The sequence below is a fragment of the Flavobacterium ginsengiterrae genome (assembly GCF_039539785.1).
In the GTDB taxonomy this organism is placed as follows: Bacteria; Bacteroidota; Bacteroidia; order Flavobacteriales; family Flavobacteriaceae; genus Flavobacterium; species Flavobacterium ginsengiterrae.
This window is the reverse complement of record NZ_BAABDU010000003.1, coordinates 894,498-913,801: the sequence shown is the minus strand read 5'-3', so window position 1 is coordinate 913,801 and position 19,304 is coordinate 894,498. Positions and strand designations below refer to the sequence as shown.

Sequence of the window (19,304 nt, the reverse complement as noted above, 5' to 3'; positions counted from 1 at the left end):
AAGCCCTGCTAAATAAATAGCAAAGCTTTCTATAAAACTATTCAAATTATTTAATCTTTATGATTCTAATGGGCAGTTCTCTTCAATAACTGATGCACAAGTTTCTCCTTCACCAGGATGTATAATACCTGCGAAGATACCTGTACCTGGGCAATAACACGCTTCAATACCTGGTCCGCCTCCGGTAATACTTTTCTTTTCCTGAATGCTTAAAACTTCAACTCCTTCTAGACTTTTTAATTTTTTCATAATTTGATTTTTGTTTGAGGTTAATATAAAATATAGGGTGTTTTACTAATGATAAATTATTCTAGGATACTGCTTTATAATAGTCTGTTGCAGAAGTTTTAATTCATTTTATTATACTTTTTAAATTCTTAACAAAAAAAGAGAGAACCATAATCCTCTCTTCAATATATAATATTTTTAGTAATATCAATTTCTCTAGGAGATGGCACTTGATCAGTCCTAACCAAATAAAACTAATCCAAGTGACCAATTTTCCTGAGAATCCCGACACCAATCATCAATGTTGGGATAAAATGCTCAATGTTCCACGATCGAGCGCCTACAAATTAAAAAAAACATGACTAAATTTTAAAAAGGCTTTATTGTATATTACTTTAAATAATTTTCTAAAAATTAACAGCAAAGACGATTTGTATCGCAAATTCCTGCTTCTGTATTAACCGGACAAACACCTCCGGCTGGTATTAGCACACATCCTGCTTCAATGGCATAAATCCAGCATTCTGGAATTCCTCCTTTTATATTTTTTTGTTCGCTCTTGCTAATGTGCTGTGCGTGTTCCAGATTTAAAATTTCTTTTAACATTACAATCTGTGTATTATAATAATCTCTTTAATTCGTTTTGAATTAATTTTAGTTTGCATTAGCATACGTTAACTCTGGGTAATATTCAGTACAATCTTCATATAACATAGAGTTCCATGAATCACATTTTGATGTTATTTCATTAACATTGGTGCTAAGTATAGTTTTTTGCTCGCTTGCACTTATTTCTTGTGATCCTTCCAGACTTAAAATATTTTTTAACATAACTGTTGTTTTTAGTTTTGGGGATTCCTTTTCAAAAATATTTACTTCATAAAGAATGTAAATATTAGGCCGTCTTTTCGAGAATTGTTGTTTCTTTTTCTTCTACAAAATCATTTAAGAAATATTTCAATTCGCTTAACTCATATTCATTTGGAAACAATTTTTCATTTACAATTTTAACGGGTGTATAATTAAAATCATTTTTAGAACACCACTCATATTGTTTATTGATTTCCTGATTAATCATAATACTTACTGAATCAATAGACCATTTTTTAAGCCATTTTTTCAAACTCATTTTTTTAATATGCCAGTCAGAAATTGCTTCAACCGTTTTTCCTGGAGTCGATCTGTTTATAATTAATAAACGTTCTACAACTGCTTTATAAGGATTATCAACGTTTTCCGGGTTTATATTAAATAAAACATTTAAAAATATTTTATCAGGGAATTTTAAAACTAAATCAAAAGCTTCCTGAAATGTTTTGTGACAATGTTCACAGCTTGGACTTATAATTATTGAAAGTTTTACTACTGCATTTCTGTTACCAAAATTTAAACCTCTTAAATCTTCGAACCCGTTTGTAATTGGCACTTTTTTAGATAAGAAATTAAGCAGAGAATAGTTTCTTTTAAATTTTTTCAATTCTTTTAGAGAATTTTCATTTTCCAGAACATTTTTTGCCGCCGATTTTACCACATACCATATTGGCACAAGCAATAACAGTGAAAATAAGAACGGAAACATGGCATTGAAACTAAAACTTAATGTGAATAGGTCTGATGAAAACCAAATTAAGCTTTGGGTAAAAATCAAAAACGAAACCATTAAACACATAACACACCATTTTTGAAGTTCAAATTTTTGAATCCATATTGAGGATACAATAACAGGTATAGCCAATAAACTCAAAAACCCAACAAAAATGGAAGAACTTAAAGGCTGTACTAGAACTGCGATAAAACTTGCTCCAAAAAATAATAATGGCAAATCAGAGAAACCAATCCATTTGTTTTCGTAATTTCCGCTAAAGTTAATTACTGAACTGCATGATGAATTAGTACTTAAACTGCAAAATTTTGAAATAATACTGTTTTTAAAACCAAGTTTTTCCTGAACAATTAAAATACTCACAACTAAACCAAGCGAAGTAGTTAGTAAAAATGTAAAACTAAACAGATTGAAAGAATGGTAAAAAATAGACAAACCGCCTAAAAGTAAAAATGGAACAAGGTATTTTAACCAGCTCAACTCAACTTTTAAATTTTCTCTTGCCACAACATTATTTGGTTCGATTGCCACAATAACACCGTTCCAGTCTAAAAGAAACTTTTCGTATGATATTTTTTGTGAACCTTTTTTAATTGTGGTGATTCTAACAAATTCTTTTGCTCTTTCAACTAACACTAATTCATCTTTGAAATAAGCAAGAAAATTTGACGGTAAATCTACAATTTGTTCTTTCGGAACTCTTATCGCTGCATTCTCAATTGACAACAAATCGAATGAATCTGTTATCGCAAATAAACTAGGAAAATTCGGGTGAGAAAGAAACAAGTCTTTGAACTCGTTTTTCACTTCCGAATATCGATTTATTTGAAGAAATTTTTGAATAAGTTTTAACATTTTTGGGACCGTTTTAAATCATATTTCCAATGCAAAGATTATTGTTTTTATTCAAAAAATAATCGCAGACGCATACATTTTATTAATTATACTACATACAATTTATAAATTATAGCAGTCACTATTAAAACATAAAATATTGATTTACAATTTATTATCTTTGAAATAAATTCACAAGAAGCTCTAAAACCCAATTCTCGATCAAGGGCATGTCATTTTATTTAGTTTTGACATGTCAGTAACCTTAACACACAAAATGATGGGAAATATTAAATTAAAATTCGAAGATTTTGAGGCAGAAAAATTATCAAAAAATGAAAGAAAAATGGTACGAGGAGGAGAAGAGCCAGGACCTGATAAAGACCCAATTAGAACCGGAGGAGGAACTGTGGGATAATAAATAAAAAATCAATTTCAGCACATAAAATTAACATTAAAATATAAAATTATGACAAGTAAAAAATTAAATATAGAGGATTTTATTTCAGAAAAAATAGATAGAAATAAGCAAAAATCAGTTCGTGGTGGAGATGATCCTGCAACTCCGCCAATTGATGGCAACAAAGATCCTATTAAAGGTGGTGGTGGAACACTTGGATAAAACTCAAATTAAATATTACTCGCAAATTGAGCTGGAGATACTCCAGTTCTTTTGCGAAATGATTTAGCAAACGATACAGCATTTTTAAATCCAACACTTTCTGCAATTGCCTGAGTAGAATACTTTCTATACATGTGGTTTGTTATCATTTCGTTGATAACATAATTGATTTTAAGTTCGTTAGAATATTCTCCAAAAGATTTTCCAAACCGTTTGTTTACCACATAAGACAAATAAGTTGTATTTGTTTTAATCTTTTTAGCAACATAAGACAAAGTAAAATCAGCATTTAAAAATTCTTGTTTACTTTCGAGTGCCAATAATTTTTCTACAATTTTGTTTTCTTTAGCTTCATCAATACTCAAAGGCATATTTTCTTTTTTGAAATGAACTTCTTCATTTTCAAAAACTTCTGCCTCATTTTGCTCAATTACTTCGTTTTCAGCATTATTTTTCTTTTCGATATTAGCTTTAAATTCTTCAATTAAAGCGTTCATTTTTTTATGAGCCTTATTTTTATCTCTTATATTTTTAATAAGCAAAAATACAATTCCAACAACAAGCAGTACATAAAACACCTTAAGAGCTTTATTTAACAATACATCATTTTCATATTTTTTTTGAATCGTGACCATTTCATCGCTAAGGTCACCTGTTCCCAACTTATAATTTACTTCTAAAGCTTCATTATTTAACTTTGCTTCAGATTTTTCATAATTATCAAGATATATTTTTGAATGTTTAAAAGCTTCTTGCGGCTCTTTGTATATATTATATATTTTTGCCTGATAATAGTTTGATTTTAAAAAACTTTCATCTCTCAAATTATCTATCTCTGAAACCGAATCGACTTTCTTGAAAAACACCAGTGCTTTATCATACTTTTTAGTTTCAAAATATAAATTCCCTAAATTATAATTAGCAATTTTATATTCTCTTTTTAAATTATTCTGTTTGGCATAAAACACAATATTATAATACGTTTTTTCAGCATTCGTATAGTCATTCTTCATATAATAAACATTACCCAGACTAATTTTTGCCTTAATATTGTTAATAGGTAAGTTTTGAGAATATGAAACTGTCTTTTTATAAAAAAATGCAGCAGAATCTAAGAGTTTTGTTGATGACTGGTTTTTCATGTACCAGCCTTCATACGATGCAGCCAATGTCAAATTATTACTGCTTTTAACCGTATTAAATTGTTCTTTAGTAAAATAACTCTCGTTATTATCAATAAAGACATTTAATTGTTTAAGATTTTTAATTGCTAACTGATAATTCCCTATTGCTTCATTTATAAAAGCTATGTTACTTTTAAATTTTACAATTTGAATGACATCTCCAATATTTGTAGAGATTTTCATTCCGGTTTGATAATTTTCAAGTGCTTTACTGTAGTTTCCTCTCGCACCTTCAATCAAACCTCCATAATTATATAAATATGCTTTAAGCTGATCTTTATCTTTTGATTCCGGCATTTTTTCCAAATATTGAAATGCCTGCTCATATTTTTCTTTAGATTTTGCCGTATTATCTTTTAGTTGAAGTAAATATGCCTGTGCGACATTTGCAAAAGCCTTATGTTTGTAATTGCCGGACTTAGCCATTTTATTAGCATATACTGTCGCGCTGTCTCTGTCTGCATTCAAATTTAATCGAATCTTATCCTGCAAGAGTAAATATTCCTGCTCTGTCAATTCTTTATTTTGCTGAGAAAAAGAAACATTTAGAACAAAAAAAAGTAAAAAAGAGATGATCAGCCTCATTCAATATATGTTTTTTTGGAATCTCAAAATTAGTTTATATATTATCAATAAACTAAAATTAATTCACCTTATTTGTGATTATTTTTCAACCAACTTATATAAATATAACAATAATGCTTTGTTTTGTTATATTTTTATTGCGTAAATTTGTTTTGCAAAAAACTATCAAAAATGAAACCAGACTTATTTCAGGCCCCGGATTATTACAACCTTGACGATTTATTAACTGATGAACATAAATTAGTTCGCGAATCTGCACGTGCATGGGTTAAAAGAGAAGTTTCTCCTATCATAGAAGAATATGCTCAAAAAGCTGAATTTCCAAAACAAATTATTAAAGGACTTGGAGAAATTGGCGGTTTTGGACCTTATATTCCTGTTGAATATGGAGGTGCAGGATTAGATCAAATTTCATATGGCTTAATTATGCAGGAAATCGAACGCGGAGATTCTGGCGTAAGATCTACTTCATCTGTACAGTCTTCATTAGTAATGTATCCTATTTGGAAATATGGAAATGAAGAACAACGAATGAAATATCTGCCAAAACTGGCAACCGGAGAATATATGGGATGTTTTGGTTTAACAGAACCAGATCATGGCTCTGATCCCGGAAGCATGATTACGAATTTTAAAGATATGGGCGATCATTATCTTTTAAATGGTGCTAAAATGTGGATTTCCAACGCTCCTTTTGCTGATATCGCCGTAGTTTGGGCAAAAAATGAAGAAGGAAGAATTCACGGTTTGATCGTAGAACGCGGTATGGAAGGTTTTACAACTCCAGAAACACATAATAAATGGTCGCTTCGTGCATCTGCAACCGGAGAATTAATTTTTGATAATGTAAAAGTGCCAAAGGAAAATCTTTTGCCAAATAAATCAGGGCTTGGAGCTCCGCTGGGTTGTTTAGATTCTGCTCGTTACGGGATTGCCTGGGGTGCAATTGGTGCCGCTATGGATTGTTACGATATGGCGTTGCGTTATGCTAAAGAAAGAATTCAGTTTGGAAAACCAATTGGAGGAACGCAATTACAACAGAAAAAATTGGCTGAAATGATTACCGAAATCACAAAAGCGCAATTATTAACCTGGCGTTTAGGTGTTTTAAGAAACGAAGGAAAAGCAACGACTGCTCAAATTTCTATGGCAAAACGTAATAATGTCGACATGGCAATTCACATTGCACGCGAAGCAAGACAAATGCTGGGTGGCATGGGGATTACCGGAGAATACTCAATTATGAGACATATGATGAATCTCGAAAGTGTTATTACTTATGAAGGAACGCACGACATACATTTATTGATTACAGGAATGGATGTAACTGGAATTCCAGCATTTAAATCGTAAACAACTATTAAATTATATACAAAAACTATGTAAAAAGCTTCTTCTAACCGAGAAGCTTTTTATCTTTGCACCAAAATTTACCTTAAATGAATATTGAAACTATAAACAATAGCATTCAACCTCAAAAAGATCAGCTTTTAAACCATTCACTTTACAAAAAAATTCAAAGTATAGACGACTTACATAGTTTTGTACAAAATCATGTTTTTGCCGTTTGGGATTTTATGTCCTTATTAAAAGCTTTACAAGCCAAACTTACCTGTACAACAACGCCATGGTTTGCCACTAAAAATCCGGAAACAAGATATTTAATTAATGAAATTGTTCTTGCCGAAGAAACAGATTTAGCAATAGACGGAAGAAGACAAAGTCATTACGAAATGTATCTTGAAGCAATGGAAGACTGTGGTGCAGACACTACAGAAATCAATAAGTTTTTAGCCGAAGTACAATCACTTCACAATATTTTTGTTGCCATTAAACAAAGTTCGCTTCACCCGGAAATCAAAGCTTTTTTAGATTTTACTTTTAGAGTGATTGAAGAAGGAAAACCGCATCAAATTGCAGCCGCTTTTACTTTTGGAAGAGAAGATTTAATTCCTAGTATGTTTACCGAAATTCTGAAAAACTTTCAAAAAAACCTTCCAGATACTGATTTAACGAAATTATTGTATTATTTCGAAAGACACATTGAACTTGATGCCGATGAGCACGGACCAATGGCTATGCAAATGATTACTGATTTATGTGAAGATGATGCTCAAAAATGGAAAGAAGTTGAAGAAGTTTCAATTTTAGCACTTGAAAAACGTATTGGACTTTGGAATGCTATTGAAGAAGAAATTATCTTAAAAGCAGAAATGGTTTAAAAAACCAAAACAATATTTTTAACGTAACTATTTGTTTAAACACGCCAAATTTAAACAAATTATGAAGCCTCAATTTAAACAAGTAGTTACTGTTATTCTTTCCATATTTCTTTTAAGCTGTAATACAGACGAATCCGGCTCTGCCAAAACTATAACGCCGCCTGTAACACCTGCTCCCAATATTCCCATTTCAAAATCTGTAAACTATCTTGCATTGGGCGATAGTTATACAATTGGACAAAGTGTATGCGAAACCTGCCGTTTTCCGGAACAGCTCAAAACTGGTCTTAAAGCACTTTATCCTCAAACCGATTTTTCTTTAAAAATAATTGCTACAACCGGCTGGACAACTTCCAATTTACTTTTAGCAATTAATAACCAAAATCCAGAGCCTAATTATGATTTGGTTACGCTTTTAATTGGCGTTAACAATCAATATCAGCATAAAAACTTTTCTGTCTACGAAAAAGAATTTCCAGAATTGGTCAACAAAGCTATTATGCTGGCAAAAGGCGATCGCAAGAATGTAGTTGTAATTTCCATCCCGGATTATGCTTACACCCCTTTTGGAAAAAATGTTACTTCCAGTCAAAACGCGGCAATTTCAGCAGAAATCGATCAATACAACAGCTTTGCCGAGAATTATTGTACTAATAACAATGTTACTTTTGTTTCTATTACAGATATTACACGACAAGGATTAAACAATCCGAGTCTTGTTGCCTCAGACGGACTTCACCCTTCTGAATCTGCTTATAAAATGTTTGTAGATCGTATGATGCCGAAAGTAAAAATGGCTTTGCAAGATTAATTTTTAAAAATTGAAAATTATTGTCATCCTGTTTTAAAATCTATTTATATCTTTCAAAATCAACCTCAACTTTTGTAAACATTTCTGAGTTTTCTAAAATAGAATTAATCTTCAACAAACCTTTCTGATTATGTTCTGCCGTAATAAAAGCCAATCCCCAAATATCTTTAGAAAGTGTAAACGATCCTATTTCAGAATCGAAACTCATCAATACTTCGTCGTTCATCCACAAATCGAGAATGTCTGTCATTGTGGGATTTAAAACAGCAATCGCATTTAGAAAATCAGAAATAAAATTTTCATTTTCTGCCCCGCCAAAAATGTCAATTAAAAGCTCTTCTGATTTATAGGCCGGACGAAAATAATATTGGTACATTTTTCAATTTATTAAAATCTTATACTAAAATACGTAAGCTTTTAAAACATATAAAATAAAAAAACCGCAATTTCATTTTAAATGAATTGCGGTTTCTTATTTTGCAGAAAGGAAGGGATTCGAACCCTCGATATAGTTACCCATATACTAGCTTTCCAGGCTAGCTCCTTCAACCACTCGGACACCTTTCTATTTTGGTCTGCAAAGAACACAAAAAAAATCGAGTTTACAAAAGTAAATTTAAGATTACTTAAATGCTCTTTTTAAATTCTTCCATAAATAGTTTTACGGCTTTTTTTTGATAACTGCCAATGGTTAACATATATGCTTCTCTTTTAGTTGCAACGCCTGTAATTTGTATAGCTCTCAGATTATCCCAGCCTTTCAGGGCTTTTTCGGCAACTATAGTCGACCAATCGCTGGTTTCAACCATTTGCAATAAAGCATGAATAGAATGTAGTTCGATTGAGATCTTAGGTTTCATATTGAACTTTTGAAATAATTCTTCGACAAATTCTCTTGAATTCGAACCTTTTCCGGGTAGTATCAACGGAATGTCTTCTACTTTCTTAAAAGCTATTTTATCTAAACCCGCCAAAGCATGATTTTTAGAAACTGCCATTACCATATTTGAAGTAAACAAAGGAACTTTTTGAATAGGCAGATCGATAGAATGTGATGGAATTACCAATACAACATCAACATCATTATTAATCAATTTTTGTTCGAGAGATTCTGTAGTACCGTATTCTACAATGATTTTCAGATTTTTATATTGTTTTGCAAATGTGTTGACAACGGGCAGAATCAAAAGTCCAAAAATATACGTAACACCTATTCGAAGTTCACCGCCAATCATTTCGTTTAAATCTACAATGGCTTGTTTTCCGTTTTCGATATTCTCTACAACTTTTTTGGCATGAATTAAAAAAACAGAACCTGCTTCTGTCAATTGTACTTTCTTGCCAATTCGCTTAAACAAAGGCATACCGAGTTCTTCTTCGAGTTTTTTTATTTGCTGCGAAAGTCCCGATTGGGTTACAAAACACAATTCGGCAGCTTTTGTAAAATGCAAAACCTCAGCAGTTTTAATAAAATATTGTAATTGATAAATTTCCATATTGATAAGTTTAAATACTTATTATCAGTAAAATTATTAATTTTTCTAATGAAATCATAATCCCGAACTTTGTATTCAAATAGTATGAGTTATGTTTAAAGCCTTAAAATCAAAAAACTTCAAGTTATTTTTCTACGGACAATCTGTTTCGGTTATTGGAACCTGGATGCAAAAAACAGCCGTGAGCTGGATGGTTTACAGCATAACGGGTTCTGTATTTTTATTAGGGCTGGCTACGTTTTTAAGTATGATTCCGTCCTTATTTCTGGCGCCTTTGGCCGGAAGTATTATTGGTCGTTATGATCGACACAGAGCGATAATTGTTTTACAATCTTTAGCCATGCTTCAGGCAGGAATTCTGGCTCTTCTGATTTATTTTAAAATCTACAATATCAACTTTATTCTGGCGCTGAGTTTAATGCAGGGAATTATTAATGCTTTTGATATGACCTGCCGACAAACTATGATGATTGATATTGTTGACAATAAAGAAGATCTTCCAAATGCTGTCGCTCTAAATTCGACTATGAATAATTTTGCCCGAATTGCGGGTCCGGCAGTCGCAGGAATTATTTTGCATGAATATGGTGAAGATATTTGTTTTATAGGAAACTTTATTAGTTACGTTCCCGTTTTGATTTCGTTGTTTATGATGAAAATCACACCGCACATTAAAGCTGAGAACAAACTAAACATGGTCGACGACTTACTGGAAGGTCTTGATTATGTAAAAAAAGAAACAGAAATGGCAAGAATGCTGTTAATGCTTACCTGCAGCAGTTTGTTTGTGATTTCGTTTAATACTCTAATGCCGGTTTTTGCCAAAGATATTTTTAGAGGAAATGCCGAAACTTTCAGCTGGTTCGAAAGTGCTGCTGGAATTGGTTCTGTTTTATCTGCGGTTTATCTTGCTAACTTAAAATCAGCTGAGAATATGAATAAACTAATGATTGCCGCGAGTTTGCTTTTGGGTTTCAGCATTATTATTCTAGCGGTTTCCAACAGTATGATGATTGCATTAATATGTATGACATTAAGTGGTATTGGAATGATGGGACAAACTTCGTCTATCAACATTTATATTCAAACCCACAGTACCGTTAATATGCGTTCTAGAAGTATTAGTTATTATATGATGGCCTATCAGGGAATGATTCCTGTGGGAAGTTTAATTATTGGTTACGTTTCTCACTCGCTTGGAGTTCGAGCTACGGTTGCCATTCAGGGAATTATTTGTATTCTTTCTGTTTTGGTTTATGTGTATTATAAAAAACATAAAGCAGAAGAAGAATTGGAGACTTGTCCTGTTCCTTATGGAAATTCCAAAAAATAAATTCCAAATTCCAACTTGTTTGAACCATATAAGTTATATAAGTTCATTTAATTAAGCTGGTTGTGTCCGAACAGTTTGTCATTTCGAGGAACGAGAAATCTCCGCGAGAAACTCGACAAAGATTGGATTTTCATTGCGGAGCTACTTGGGGAGATTTCTCGTTCCTCGAAATGACAAACTAGATTAAAATATTAAAAAGAAAAATTCCAAATTCCAATTTTTGTTCGACACAAAGTTTTGGAATTTGGACCCGAGCGATAGCGAACAGGCGAAGCAATTTTTATTATTGGAATTTAAATTTAAGAAATTTCCCCACGCAGAGCAGTTTCAAAAATATCTTTAAACTCATTTTGCGGAATATTATGTCCAAGTAAGTACATTAGTTTTGTAATTGCTGCTTCTGTAGTAATGTCTTTTCCAGAAATAACTCCCAGAGACTTTAAAGCTGTACTGGTTTCGTATTGTCCCATATTCACGCTTCCGCCAGAACATTGGGTTACGTTTACGATATGCATTCCGGATTTAATGGCTTTTTCGATTAAGTTTAAAAACCAATCTTCGGTTGGAGCATTTCCAGAACCGTAAGTTTCCAGAACAATGCCGCGCAAACCAGAAGTTGCCAAGATTGAAGCCAAAACAATTTCGCTCATTCCTGGGAACATTTTTATAATTGCTACGTGATTGTCTAAGTTTTTGTGAACGATTAGTTTAGCGTCTTTATTTACAGGAAGAAATAAATGTTTATTTAGTTTTAAATGAACACCAGATTCTACCAATTCAGGATAATTTGGCGCTGTAAATGCTCTAAAATGTTCTGCATTTACTTTAGACGTTCGGTTGCCTCGGTATAATTTGTATTCAAAATACAAACAAACTTCGGTAATAACTGGTTTTCCGTTTTCTAAAAGTGATGCTATTTGAATAGCTGTAATCAGGTTTTCTTTGGCATCGGTACGCAAATCTCCAATTGGCAATTGCGAACCTGTAAACACAACTGGTTTTGCTAAATTTTCGAGCATAAAACTCAATGCCGAAGCTGAATAAGACATCGTATCTGATCCGTGCAACACTACAAAACCGTCGTAAGATGCGTAGTTTTCCTCAATAATTGCGGCAATTTTGGTCCACATTTGAGGATTCATATTAGAAGAATCAATAGGATGTTCAAATGAAATCGATTCGATTTCGCAGTCCAATTGTTTAATTTCTGGAATCTTCTGAATTAATTTACCAAAATTGAAGGCCTTAAGCGCTCCGGTTTCAAAGTCTTTACTCATACCGATAGTTCCTCCGGTATAAATCAGCAGTATTTTAGCTTTAGATGACATCTTGGTATTTTAATTTATTGACAACAGGATTTGCATACATGGCCAAAAACCCTTGTCTTGTAACAGGATTATCACTTCCGATGCGCATCTCTAAACGACGCTCAAACAATGATTTTTCACTTTCCTTATACTTATCGGCAAAACGGTCTGTTTCGTTCAAAATATCGTACGCAATGAAGTTTGTAGGCCATAATTGATAGTTTTTCAGAATCACATCATCAATAGTTTGAGCCAAAGCCTGAACTTGTTTATTAGCGTTATCATTTTCTGCCACAATCTGGTCGATTTCTGTATCTAAAACATCGCCTACAGAAATGTGTATTCTTTTCTTAGTTCCCATGATACCACTTAAAATGGTCATGAAATCCTCGTTTTTGTCTTTTACGTAAACTTCGTTATTTGCTTCTGCCATTAATTGCGGCATTTTTAGAACATCAGTCGGATCATATTCATAAGAAATAGAAACCGGAACGATTTTTAATTTCTTAAAATAATTCATTAAATCAGTTTCGTCAGAAGCCATTCCAATCATTTTTAAAACTCCCGGATTGGTTTCGTCGTTTCCGTCTTTTGTTCTTCCTTCACGCTGTGCAATCCAAACCGAACGATTTTCTCGAAGCAGTAATTGTCCCATATATTCAGACAATAATTTAGAACTTTGCAGCATTTCGCGAGGTGTTAATCCTCTTAAAACCAAAAAGTTTCTGTTTAGTTTTGCCAAAGTTGCCAGAAAAGCTTTCTTTACCAGATTATCTCCAATTGCCGAAGCTGTCATTACCAAACCATGTTCGAACAAACAAACATTTAATAATGTTGTATCTAAAAGAATATCTCTATGATTGGAGATAAACAAATAAGAAGTATTAGGTTCTAGTTTTTCAAAACCTGAAGTCGTTAAGCCTTCTGAGCTTTTTTCCAGGACTTTTTGAATCGTGTTATAAATAAAATTGCATTGAAAATCACGAATAGAATGTGTTTTCTTTAATTGTTCCTTCCAAACCTCATCTTCTACTTCCGGAAAAGTAAAGTTCATCATGGTTTTCATCATTGGGTGATTTACAACATCATGAAGTGCTTCATTTATTTCGGAATCATAAAAAGGTCGAATGGCATCAAATCTCTGCATTATTTATATCGGTTTTAAGTGGGCAAAAGAACAAAAAAAAAATTAAAGTTTTGTAAGGCTCAGGTTAAATCCCAAAAACGTCTTTTGAATTTTGGGTTGTAATTACTGCTATTTCTTCTGCAGAAACACCATATACATCGCTTAATTTAGCTATTACATTGATTAGATAGCTGCTTTCGTTTCTTTTTCCTCTGTAAGGAATTGGCGCTAAATATGGAGAATCTGTTTCAAGAACGATGTGTTTTAAATCAATTTGATTTAAAAACTGATCGATTTTTCCGTTCTTAAAAGTCACAACACCTCCAATTCCCAATTTCATATTGTAAGAAATAGCTTGTAATGCCTGTTCTAAAGTTCCGGAAAAACAATGAAAAATCCCAAACAAATCTTCAGATTTTTCTTCTTCCAGCACTTCAAAAATTTCATCAAAAGCTTCACGACAATGAATTACGATTGGCAGTTTGTATTGTTTTGCCAATTGAATTTGTCTTTTAAAAGCAATCTGCTGTTCTTTTAAATGGGTTTTATCCCAATACAAATCGATCCCAATTTCGCCTACTGCGTAGAATTTTCGTTTTGATAATTCGGTTTCTACGTGTTTTAGTTCGTCTTCGTAATTATCTTTCACGTAAGTGGGATGCAACCCCATCATTAGAAATACATTATCCGGATAATTTTTTTCTAAATCATACATTGACTGCGTTGCTGCAGCGTCGATTGCAGGAATAAAAAAACGAGTAACTCCAGCGTCTATGGCACGTTGAATCATTTCGTCGCGATCCTGATCAAATTCTTCAGAATATAAATGGGTATGTGTATCGGTGATTGTTATAGTAGGTTCCAACTGTCTTAATTTTTATAGCTGCCAAAATTACGACAATAATAAAAGAATAGCAATTTCCTATTTAAATGCCAATAAAATGAACTTGTTCTGTTTCTCATTATTTTATTTAAAAAGAAAAAAACCTTTGCCAAGCTTTGAACTTGATAAAGGTTTATTGCTTTATATTTTTTGTGAAAAAAATTAATCTAATTGATGCAAAAGTTCTTGTACCTGATCATAACCTTCGTAATCTTCAGAAATGCTTTCTAAAATTTGTTTACAGGCTTCGTAATCTTTTTGTTTTAGTTTAGATAAAGCTAAATACCAGACTGCTTTTTCTTTGTAAACAGAAACTCCGTTTTTAAGCTCGTTAAAAACAGCTTCTGCTTTTAAATAATGACTTTCTTCGAGTAAAGAAACGCCGTAAAAAAACTGAATTTCTGCTGTTTTTTGTTTTTGTAAAACGGTTTCAAAAAGCGGAATTGCTTTATTATATCTTTTCGCATTATACATTTCCTCGGCTTGTTTTAAGCTTTCATTAACCGTTCCTCTTACTGTAAAAGAGGCTTGTTCCGGATTATTGTAATCTGCAAAAACAGGATTTTGGTTATAATTAAAAAAGAACAGCCCAAACAATACAGCAACCGAAGCGGCAACCGCCAGATACCAGGGTTTTAAACCAATTACTTTTGTATTTTTATCAAAATGGTGTTCAGATATATGAGTCAGGTTTTGTTTAAAAGCTTCTCTTTCTGCTTCAATTCCAAACTTATTAGCCAGCTGAAACTGCACCTCTTTAAAAGTTTCAAATTCTGATGCAAATTCTGGATCTTCTAACAATTGTTTTTCAAATTCATTTTTAGCATCAATCGTTAATTCGCCTTGAAGATATTGATCAAATAATATGTAACGTTCTTCATTCATGACTAATTGTTTTTTAAAGATTTAAAGTTTTTTGCTTCCTGAATCCACTGTGTAAGCTGACCTACGCAAAGTGATTTTTTCTTGCGTACATAACCATACGTCACATTTAATTTTTCGGCCACTTCTTCCATAGATTTAATTTCAAAACTCAGTTTTAATAACTCTTTGCATTTGTCTCCCAATTTCTGGAACATAGTATCGAAGAGCTGTTGTTTTTCATCAAATTCTTCGGTGTGGCCAATTAATTCGTGTGCAGATTCATTAATAGATAAAACATCTTCAATAATTGTTACCTCTTTGTTTGATGTTTTTTTGAGTTCGTTAAGCCATTTTCTTTTACACAATAAAAAGAAGTAAGCATCAAACGGACAGGTTAGTTTTAATGAATTGGCTTTGGCCTGATTAAAAAGCAAAATCAAAATTTCCTGAACGATATCCTGAGCCTGATCTCTGTCGCCGGAATTGTTCATAATAAACATGACCACTTTAGGAACAAACTTTTTATAGATAGACTGAATAATTACCGAGTTGTTTTCGGCAAGGCCATCGATATATTTTTGGTCAGGATGTATTTTGTTTTTATCCATAAAAAAACTTTTAATCAGATAAAGTTAAAAAAGAATCTCAAATAAATTTCTACTAATAGGGTAACAATTAACAATTTCAGTTGATATAAGTAAACAAAAATCTTTTAAAACAGTTAAAAATTAAGAGAAAATGGAAACTTATCAATTTACAAACCCAAAGACTTTAGATAAATTCTACAAAATGATTTCGGCTAAAACACGAAATGGTTTTGTAATCGTTGAGCATAACGAAAAACTGCCTTATGTAGTTTTATCGAAGGAAAAAAAAGTGGTCAAACATACTTTTCACCTATTTCTTACCTGTATCACTTTTGGTCTTTGGTCTGTTGTATGGGTCTATTTAATTATTAAGCTTTCGCAGAAGAAAAGCATTCTTGTAGCTGTTGACGAAGACGGAAATCTGTTTGAAGACAAATGTATTTTGGCATGAATAAAAAAAAATTAAAAAACAGGGTAACAAAATTCTAACCCGGAACATCTATCTATATAATAATCATTAAAACCAGAAATTATGAACACAAATTTTAAAACAATCGGACTTTTATTCCTTTTAATATTCTCTTTTGTAAGCTGTGATAACAGCGATGTAGATAACGGCGGCGATATTGTACTGCCTCCAACTTCGGGTGCATTTAAAAGCATCAGCGAAAAAGGAGTAAAAAGAAATACTCAAAATTTTACCATCACAGCAGGAGATGGTGTTGTAACATTAACTTCGGCAAAAGGAGTTAAACTATATATTAACGGAAACTGTCTTACCAAAAACGGAAATCCTGTAACGGGACAGGTTGATATTGAATATATCGAACTTTTTGATAAAGGAAATATGCTGGTAACAAACAAACCAACAATGGGAATTACTGCTGATGGAAAGAAAAATCTTTTAATTTCAGGAGGAGAATTTTTTATCAAAGCAACACAAGGCGGAGTTGAATTACAAACTTCTTGTACTATGAATATGATTGTGCCAACTGCTTTGACAAATGGTTATGACAACTTAATGACGCTATGGACTGGAGTAATCGACGACAAAGGCGAACTTGCCTGGCAGGAAGCTAAAGCAAATGCTGACGGAACCAACGGTAAAGGCGGTGTTCAAGGTGAAGGTGCTAACTATTATGTAACTTTTGGCAACTTTGGATGGACAAATGTTGACCGTTTTTACAGCGATCCAAGACCTAAAACCACTATTTTAGCAAAAGCGCCAGACGGATATGATAACAATAACAGTGCTGTTTATCTTTCTTATGATGGTGAAGGAACAAACGCTCTGGCAAAATTAGATACTTACACGCCTGCAGGATTATTCAGCGAACATTATGGCCAGATTCCTATTGGATTAAAATGCCACGTGATTTTTGTAACAGAATCAAATGGCCAGTGGAGATATGCCATTAAAGCTGTAACCGTTGCTGCCAACGACGTTTACACTTTTACCCTTGCCGAAACAACAGTCGGTACCGAAGCTCAGCTTGTTGCTGCAATTAATGCCATACAGTAACTTAGAAATGCTTTTTTTAAGAGAAAGTGATGATTTGCTCATCACTTTTTTTTACATTTAATCTGTTTTAAAATTGATTTCTAAGATTTTAGAACCCAAAACTATCTAGTTATGAAACCACAACTGTCTATTTTCTTTATTCTATTTTCGATTTTTTCAATAGGACAAACCAAAGTAAAAGACACCATAACCCGAAGAGCCAATATCAGTTTTATTCAAAACGGAAATGCCGTAACGTATAAACCTGAAACACCGCCGTTGATTCCTATTGCCGGTGCGCCCAAACCAAGTTATTCGTATTTATGGGAATTGGGCGATGGACATTACAGTAAAGAAGCTGAACCTAAACATGTTTACAAAAAGAAGGGAAATTACACCACAAGACTTGCTGTAACGAACAATTATGACAACGGAAAACCTCCGGCAACACGCCCGAAAAAAGTCGCCGTAAATGACATTACAGACAATAATTATAAAGACATAGCTTCAATTGCAGATCAAAACGGTTTTGCGATTATTAAAAACTGCGATCCTATTCCAGATCAGGAAATGGTAGTCGTAGTAAGTTATCAAAATCTTGAAAATTATGTTGCAGCCGGTAAGCTTTATTTATTTTATAACGAGAAACAATTTAAACACAATAACTTCGAATTAAGCGATTTTAGAACTTATGCAGAAGAACGTGAGGTAAAAGAAAATTTGGTTGCTTCGGTTAACGATCTCAACGATTCGAATAATTTTGTGGCTTCCGCCGAAGGAAATTTCAAACCTAAAAAATACCGAAATACTACTACTGAAGAAGATTTAGATGCTTCGCTTTTAGACGCTCATAAAACCTATCATAATGTTTCGGTTTTAGAATTTGACAATGCTGATCCGGGCGAAACACGCAATATTTTCTACACGTTTAAAACCACGCCCGAAATGATAAAAGATACCAGCGCAACGGTTACCATGCGCGGAATTTTTGTTCCAAACCGAAGCTACAAAAACCATAAAATTAAAAATCTTGAAATGGAAATTGTAACTTCTCATGACCCAAACAAAATGGGTTCTAACGGAAGTTTTATGAATTACAGATTGGTTCGCTTTAAAAGAGTCAATTTTAAAACCCGTTTTCAGAATAACGGCGAAGGTCCAGCCAGAAAAATCCGTTTAGAAACTGATATTCCGGATATGTTCGACAAAAAAACTTTTCAGATCGAAAGTATGTATCCGGAATGTCCAATTTGTCCAAAAGGCGAAGAACCAACCGTAAGCTGTCTGGATACAATTATCAAGCAAAAGCAGATTATTTTTACGTTTAAAAATATTTATCTGCCGGGAACAGAGCAGAAAAATGTAAAAGAAAAAGACAGTACAAAAGGTTTTGTAAAATATTCGATGAAGTTTGGCGAAGATTTTCATAAAGTAAAAACCAGAAGCCGAACATCGATTATTTTCGACAAAAACGAACCCATTATTACCAACTACGCCACAACTAGATTTCTTCCCGGAATTTCGGTTGGTGTAAAAGCCGGTTACAATTTTTATCCTGATTTAGATAAATCAACCAGTTACTTTTTGGGCGCTACCCTTTCTCCATTTAAATCGTATCGTTTTTACTGGCAGGTAGAATGGGAAAATGCTTTTAATCAATATAACAGCGCTGTTAAGATTGTTGATCAGATAAATACAAATGCAAACGGAACGAGGCAGTTAATTAGAACTACAACTTCAACAGAAAATAAAAATATTAATTGGGAAGTTCCTGTTTTAATTCGGTATAATATTAATAATTATATTGGAGTCGGCGCTGGAATTCAGGCTAATATTAATGTATCTTCAGAGCAGCATCAAAGCATAAAAACAGATACGTATGAGGGCGACAAAGGGAATTTTTTAATTGACACAAGTACTTCATCAAATAAAATAAAAAACACTTTTACAGATGTTAAAACAGGACTTTTATTTGATTTAACAGCTGGTTTTGCCAGAATTGGTCCAAGTTTGGGAGCGCGTTATGTGATGAATTTTGAGCAGAATTTTAATTATTTTCAGGTTTACGGCATCTGGAAGTTTTAAGATTATTCCACAGAGATACGCAGAAGTTTCGCA

At 32.8% G+C, this 19,304-nt stretch carries 21 protein-coding genes and 1 tRNA gene; 9 read left to right on the top strand and 13 right to left on the bottom strand.

What is annotated here, in order from left to right:
• Window positions 1-57: 57 nt before the first annotated feature.
• From ABD859_RS06845 to ABD859_RS06830, 4 genes are all read right to left on the bottom strand, one after another.
• Window positions 58-249: a hypothetical protein gene (locus ABD859_RS06845; protein ID WP_345142029.1), complete on the bottom strand. Its 192-nt coding sequence runs from the start codon at window positions 247-249 to the stop codon at window positions 58-60.
• A 393-nt stretch (window positions 250-642) separates the two neighbouring features.
• Window positions 643-834: a hypothetical protein gene (locus ABD859_RS06840; protein ID WP_345142027.1), complete on the bottom strand. Its 192-nt coding sequence runs from the start codon at window positions 832-834 to the stop codon at window positions 643-645.
• Between the two features lie 48 nt (window positions 835-882).
• The gene (locus ABD859_RS06835; RefSeq protein ID WP_345142024.1) at window positions 883-1,059 is read right to left on the bottom strand and encodes a hypothetical protein; all 177 of its coding nucleotides are present in this window, start codon (window positions 1,057-1,059) and stop codon (window positions 883-885) included.
• Between the two features lie 64 nt (window positions 1,060-1,123).
• Complete coding sequence (locus ABD859_RS06830; RefSeq protein ID WP_345142021.1) at window positions 1,124-2,686, bottom strand: vitamin K epoxide reductase family protein; 1,563 nt, start codon at window positions 2,684-2,686, stop codon at window positions 1,124-1,126.
• Between the two features lie 232 nt (window positions 2,687-2,918).
• On the opposite strand from ABD859_RS06830, the gene ABD859_RS06825 reads away from it, so the two are divergent.
• Both ABD859_RS06825 and ABD859_RS06820 read left to right on the top strand, forming a co-directional pair.
• Entirely contained in the window at window positions 2,919-3,083 is a 165-nt protein-coding gene (locus tag ABD859_RS06825; protein ID WP_345142018.1) for an rSAM-modified peptide, read from the top strand.
• Window positions 3,084-3,134: 51 nt separating this feature from the next.
• Window positions 3,135-3,287, top strand: coding sequence for an rSAM-modified peptide (locus ABD859_RS06820; RefSeq protein ID WP_345142015.1), 153 nt, complete (start codon window positions 3,135-3,137; stop codon window positions 3,285-3,287).
• A gap of 8 nt (window positions 3,288-3,295) precedes the next feature.
• Here the strand turns inward: ABD859_RS06820 and ABD859_RS06815 are convergent, their stop codons facing one another.
• Entirely contained in the window at window positions 3,296-5,056 is a 1,761-nt protein-coding gene (locus tag ABD859_RS06815) for a helix-turn-helix domain-containing protein (RefSeq protein ID WP_345142012.1), read from the bottom strand.
• A 171-nt stretch (window positions 5,057-5,227) separates the two neighbouring features.
• Here ABD859_RS06815 and ABD859_RS06810 point away from each other — a divergent pair, with 171 nt between their 5' ends.
• The 3 genes from ABD859_RS06810 (at window position 5,228) to ABD859_RS06800 (ending at window position 8,089) form a co-directional block, all read left to right on the top strand.
• Window positions 5,228-6,409 carry an acyl-CoA dehydrogenase family protein gene (locus ABD859_RS06810; protein WP_345142009.1) on the top strand — a complete coding sequence of 394 codons (1,182 nt, stop codon included), beginning with the start codon at window positions 5,228-5,230 and terminating at the stop codon, window positions 6,407-6,409.
• An 86-nt stretch (window positions 6,410-6,495) separates the two neighbouring features.
• Window positions 6,496-7,278 (top strand): DUF3050 domain-containing protein, encoded by a 783-nt coding sequence (locus ABD859_RS06805; protein WP_345142006.1) that lies wholly within the window; start codon window positions 6,496-6,498, stop codon window positions 7,276-7,278.
• A 61-nt stretch (window positions 7,279-7,339) separates the two neighbouring features.
• Window positions 7,340-8,089, top strand: a complete 750-nt coding sequence (locus ABD859_RS06800; protein WP_345142004.1) for an SGNH/GDSL hydrolase family protein — start codon at window positions 7,340-7,342, stop codon at window positions 8,087-8,089.
• A 40-nt stretch (window positions 8,090-8,129) separates the two neighbouring features.
• Here the strand turns inward: ABD859_RS06800 and ABD859_RS06795 are convergent, their stop codons facing one another.
• The 3 genes from ABD859_RS06795 to ABD859_RS06785 all read right to left on the bottom strand — a co-directional run bounded on the left by ABD859_RS06795 (window position 8,130) and on the right by ABD859_RS06785 (window position 9,585).
• Window positions 8,130-8,465, bottom strand: a complete 336-nt coding sequence (locus ABD859_RS06795; RefSeq protein WP_345142001.1) for a hypothetical protein — start codon at window positions 8,463-8,465, stop codon at window positions 8,130-8,132.
• 104 nt (window positions 8,466-8,569) lie between these two features.
• Window positions 8,570-8,656, bottom strand: a tRNA-Ser gene (locus ABD859_RS06790).
• A gap of 59 nt (window positions 8,657-8,715) precedes the next feature.
• Entirely contained in the window at window positions 8,716-9,585 is an 870-nt protein-coding gene (locus ABD859_RS06785; RefSeq protein ID WP_345141998.1) for a LysR substrate-binding domain-containing protein, read from the bottom strand.
• 91 nt (window positions 9,586-9,676) lie between these two features.
• On the opposite strand from ABD859_RS06785, the gene ABD859_RS06780 reads away from it, so the two are divergent.
• Window positions 9,677-10,918, top strand: coding sequence for an MFS transporter (locus ABD859_RS06780; protein WP_345141995.1), 1,242 nt, complete (start codon window positions 9,677-9,679; stop codon window positions 10,916-10,918).
• 299 nt (window positions 10,919-11,217) lie between these two features.
• On the opposite strand, the gene ABD859_RS06775 is transcribed toward ABD859_RS06780, so the two are convergent.
• The 5 genes from ABD859_RS06775 to ABD859_RS06755 form a co-directional block, all read right to left on the bottom strand.
• The gene (locus ABD859_RS06775) at window positions 11,218-12,246 is read right to left on the bottom strand and encodes an asparaginase (protein WP_345141992.1); all 1,029 of its coding nucleotides are present in this window, start codon (window positions 12,244-12,246) and stop codon (window positions 11,218-11,220) included.
• A complete protein-coding gene (locus tag ABD859_RS06770; RefSeq protein ID WP_345141989.1) occupies window positions 12,236-13,372 on the bottom strand; it encodes a 1-acyl-sn-glycerol-3-phosphate acyltransferase in 1,137 nt (378 codons plus the stop codon). Before ABD859_RS06770 ends, ABD859_RS06775 begins: the two co-directional genes overlap by 11 nt.
• Before the next feature lie 64 nt (window positions 13,373-13,436).
• Window positions 13,437-14,204, bottom strand: a complete 768-nt coding sequence (locus ABD859_RS06765) for a TatD family hydrolase (RefSeq protein ID WP_345143883.1) — start codon at window positions 14,202-14,204, stop codon at window positions 13,437-13,439.
• 192 nt (window positions 14,205-14,396) lie between these two features.
• On the bottom strand, window positions 14,397-15,119 hold the full coding sequence (locus ABD859_RS06760; protein WP_345141986.1) for a tetratricopeptide repeat protein: 723 nt from the start codon (window positions 15,117-15,119) through the stop codon (window positions 14,397-14,399).
• A gap of 2 nt (window positions 15,120-15,121) precedes the next feature.
• Complete coding sequence (locus ABD859_RS06755; RefSeq protein WP_345141984.1) at window positions 15,122-15,706, bottom strand: RNA polymerase sigma factor; 585 nt, start codon at window positions 15,704-15,706, stop codon at window positions 15,122-15,124.
• A gap of 130 nt (window positions 15,707-15,836) precedes the next feature.
• On the opposite strand from ABD859_RS06755, the gene ABD859_RS06750 reads away from it, so the two are divergent.
• The 3 genes from ABD859_RS06750 to ABD859_RS06740 all read left to right on the top strand — a co-directional run bounded on the left by ABD859_RS06750 (window position 15,837) and on the right by ABD859_RS06740 (window position 19,271).
• Window positions 15,837-16,136 carry a hypothetical protein gene (locus tag ABD859_RS06750; protein WP_345141981.1) on the top strand — a complete coding sequence of 100 codons (300 nt, stop codon included), beginning with the start codon at window positions 15,837-15,839 and terminating at the stop codon, window positions 16,134-16,136.
• Between the two features lie 81 nt (window positions 16,137-16,217).
• Window positions 16,218-17,207, top strand: coding sequence for a hypothetical protein (locus ABD859_RS06745; protein ID WP_345141979.1), 990 nt, complete (start codon window positions 16,218-16,220; stop codon window positions 17,205-17,207).
• A 111-nt stretch (window positions 17,208-17,318) separates the two neighbouring features.
• Window positions 17,319-19,271, top strand: coding sequence for a PKD domain-containing protein (locus ABD859_RS06740; RefSeq protein ID WP_345141976.1), 1,953 nt, complete (start codon window positions 17,319-17,321; stop codon window positions 19,269-19,271).
• The last annotated feature ends 33 nt before the right edge of the window (window positions 19,272-19,304 follow it).

Excerpts from the sequence above, each read along its gene's own strand:
- ABD859_RS06845 (WP_345142029.1), bottom strand. The coding sequence starts at position 249 with ATGAAAAAATTAAAAAGTCTAGAAGGAGTTGAAGTTTTAAGCATTCAG.
- ABD859_RS06840 (WP_345142027.1), bottom strand. The coding sequence starts at position 834 with ATGTTAAAAGAAATTTTAAATCTGGAACACGCACAGCACATTAGCAAG.
- ABD859_RS06835 (WP_345142024.1), bottom strand. The coding sequence starts at position 1,059 with ATGTTAAAAAATATTTTAAGTCTGGAAGGATCACAAGAAATAAGTGCA.
- ABD859_RS06830 (WP_345142021.1), bottom strand. The coding sequence starts at position 2,686 with ATGTTAAAACTTATTCAAAAATTTCTTCAAATAAATCGATATTCGGAA.
- ABD859_RS06825 (WP_345142018.1), top strand. The coding sequence starts at position 2,919 with ATGTCAGTAACCTTAACACACAAAATGATGGGAAATATTAAATTAAAA.
- ABD859_RS06820 (WP_345142015.1), top strand. The coding sequence starts at position 3,135 with ATGACAAGTAAAAAATTAAATATAGAGGATTTTATTTCAGAAAAAATA.
- ABD859_RS06815 (WP_345142012.1), bottom strand. The coding sequence starts at position 5,056 with ATGAGGCTGATCATCTCTTTTTTACTTTTTTTTGTTCTAAATGTTTCT.
- ABD859_RS06810 (WP_345142009.1), top strand. The coding sequence starts at position 5,228 with ATGAAACCAGACTTATTTCAGGCCCCGGATTATTACAACCTTGACGAT.
- ABD859_RS06805 (WP_345142006.1), top strand. The coding sequence starts at position 6,496 with ATGAATATTGAAACTATAAACAATAGCATTCAACCTCAAAAAGATCAG.
- ABD859_RS06800 (WP_345142004.1), top strand. The coding sequence starts at position 7,340 with ATGAAGCCTCAATTTAAACAAGTAGTTACTGTTATTCTTTCCATATTT.
- ABD859_RS06795 (WP_345142001.1), bottom strand. The coding sequence starts at position 8,465 with ATGTACCAATATTATTTTCGTCCGGCCTATAAATCAGAAGAGCTTTTA.
- ABD859_RS06785 (WP_345141998.1), bottom strand. The coding sequence starts at position 9,585 with ATGGAAATTTATCAATTACAATATTTTATTAAAACTGCTGAGGTTTTG.
- ABD859_RS06780 (WP_345141995.1), top strand. The coding sequence starts at position 9,677 with ATGTTTAAAGCCTTAAAATCAAAAAACTTCAAGTTATTTTTCTACGGA.
- ABD859_RS06775 (WP_345141992.1), bottom strand. The coding sequence starts at position 12,246 with ATGTCATCTAAAGCTAAAATACTGCTGATTTATACCGGAGGAACTATC.
- ABD859_RS06770 (WP_345141989.1), bottom strand. The coding sequence starts at position 13,372 with ATGCAGAGATTTGATGCCATTCGACCTTTTTATGATTCCGAAATAAAT.
- ABD859_RS06760 (WP_345141986.1), bottom strand. The coding sequence starts at position 15,119 with ATGAATGAAGAACGTTACATATTATTTGATCAATATCTTCAAGGCGAA.
- ABD859_RS06755 (WP_345141984.1), bottom strand. The coding sequence starts at position 15,706 with ATGGATAAAAACAAAATACATCCTGACCAAAAATATATCGATGGCCTT.
- ABD859_RS06750 (WP_345141981.1), top strand. The coding sequence starts at position 15,837 with ATGGAAACTTATCAATTTACAAACCCAAAGACTTTAGATAAATTCTAC.
- ABD859_RS06745 (WP_345141979.1), top strand. The coding sequence starts at position 16,218 with ATGAACACAAATTTTAAAACAATCGGACTTTTATTCCTTTTAATATTC.
- ABD859_RS06740 (WP_345141976.1), top strand. The coding sequence starts at position 17,319 with ATGAAACCACAACTGTCTATTTTCTTTATTCTATTTTCGATTTTTTCA.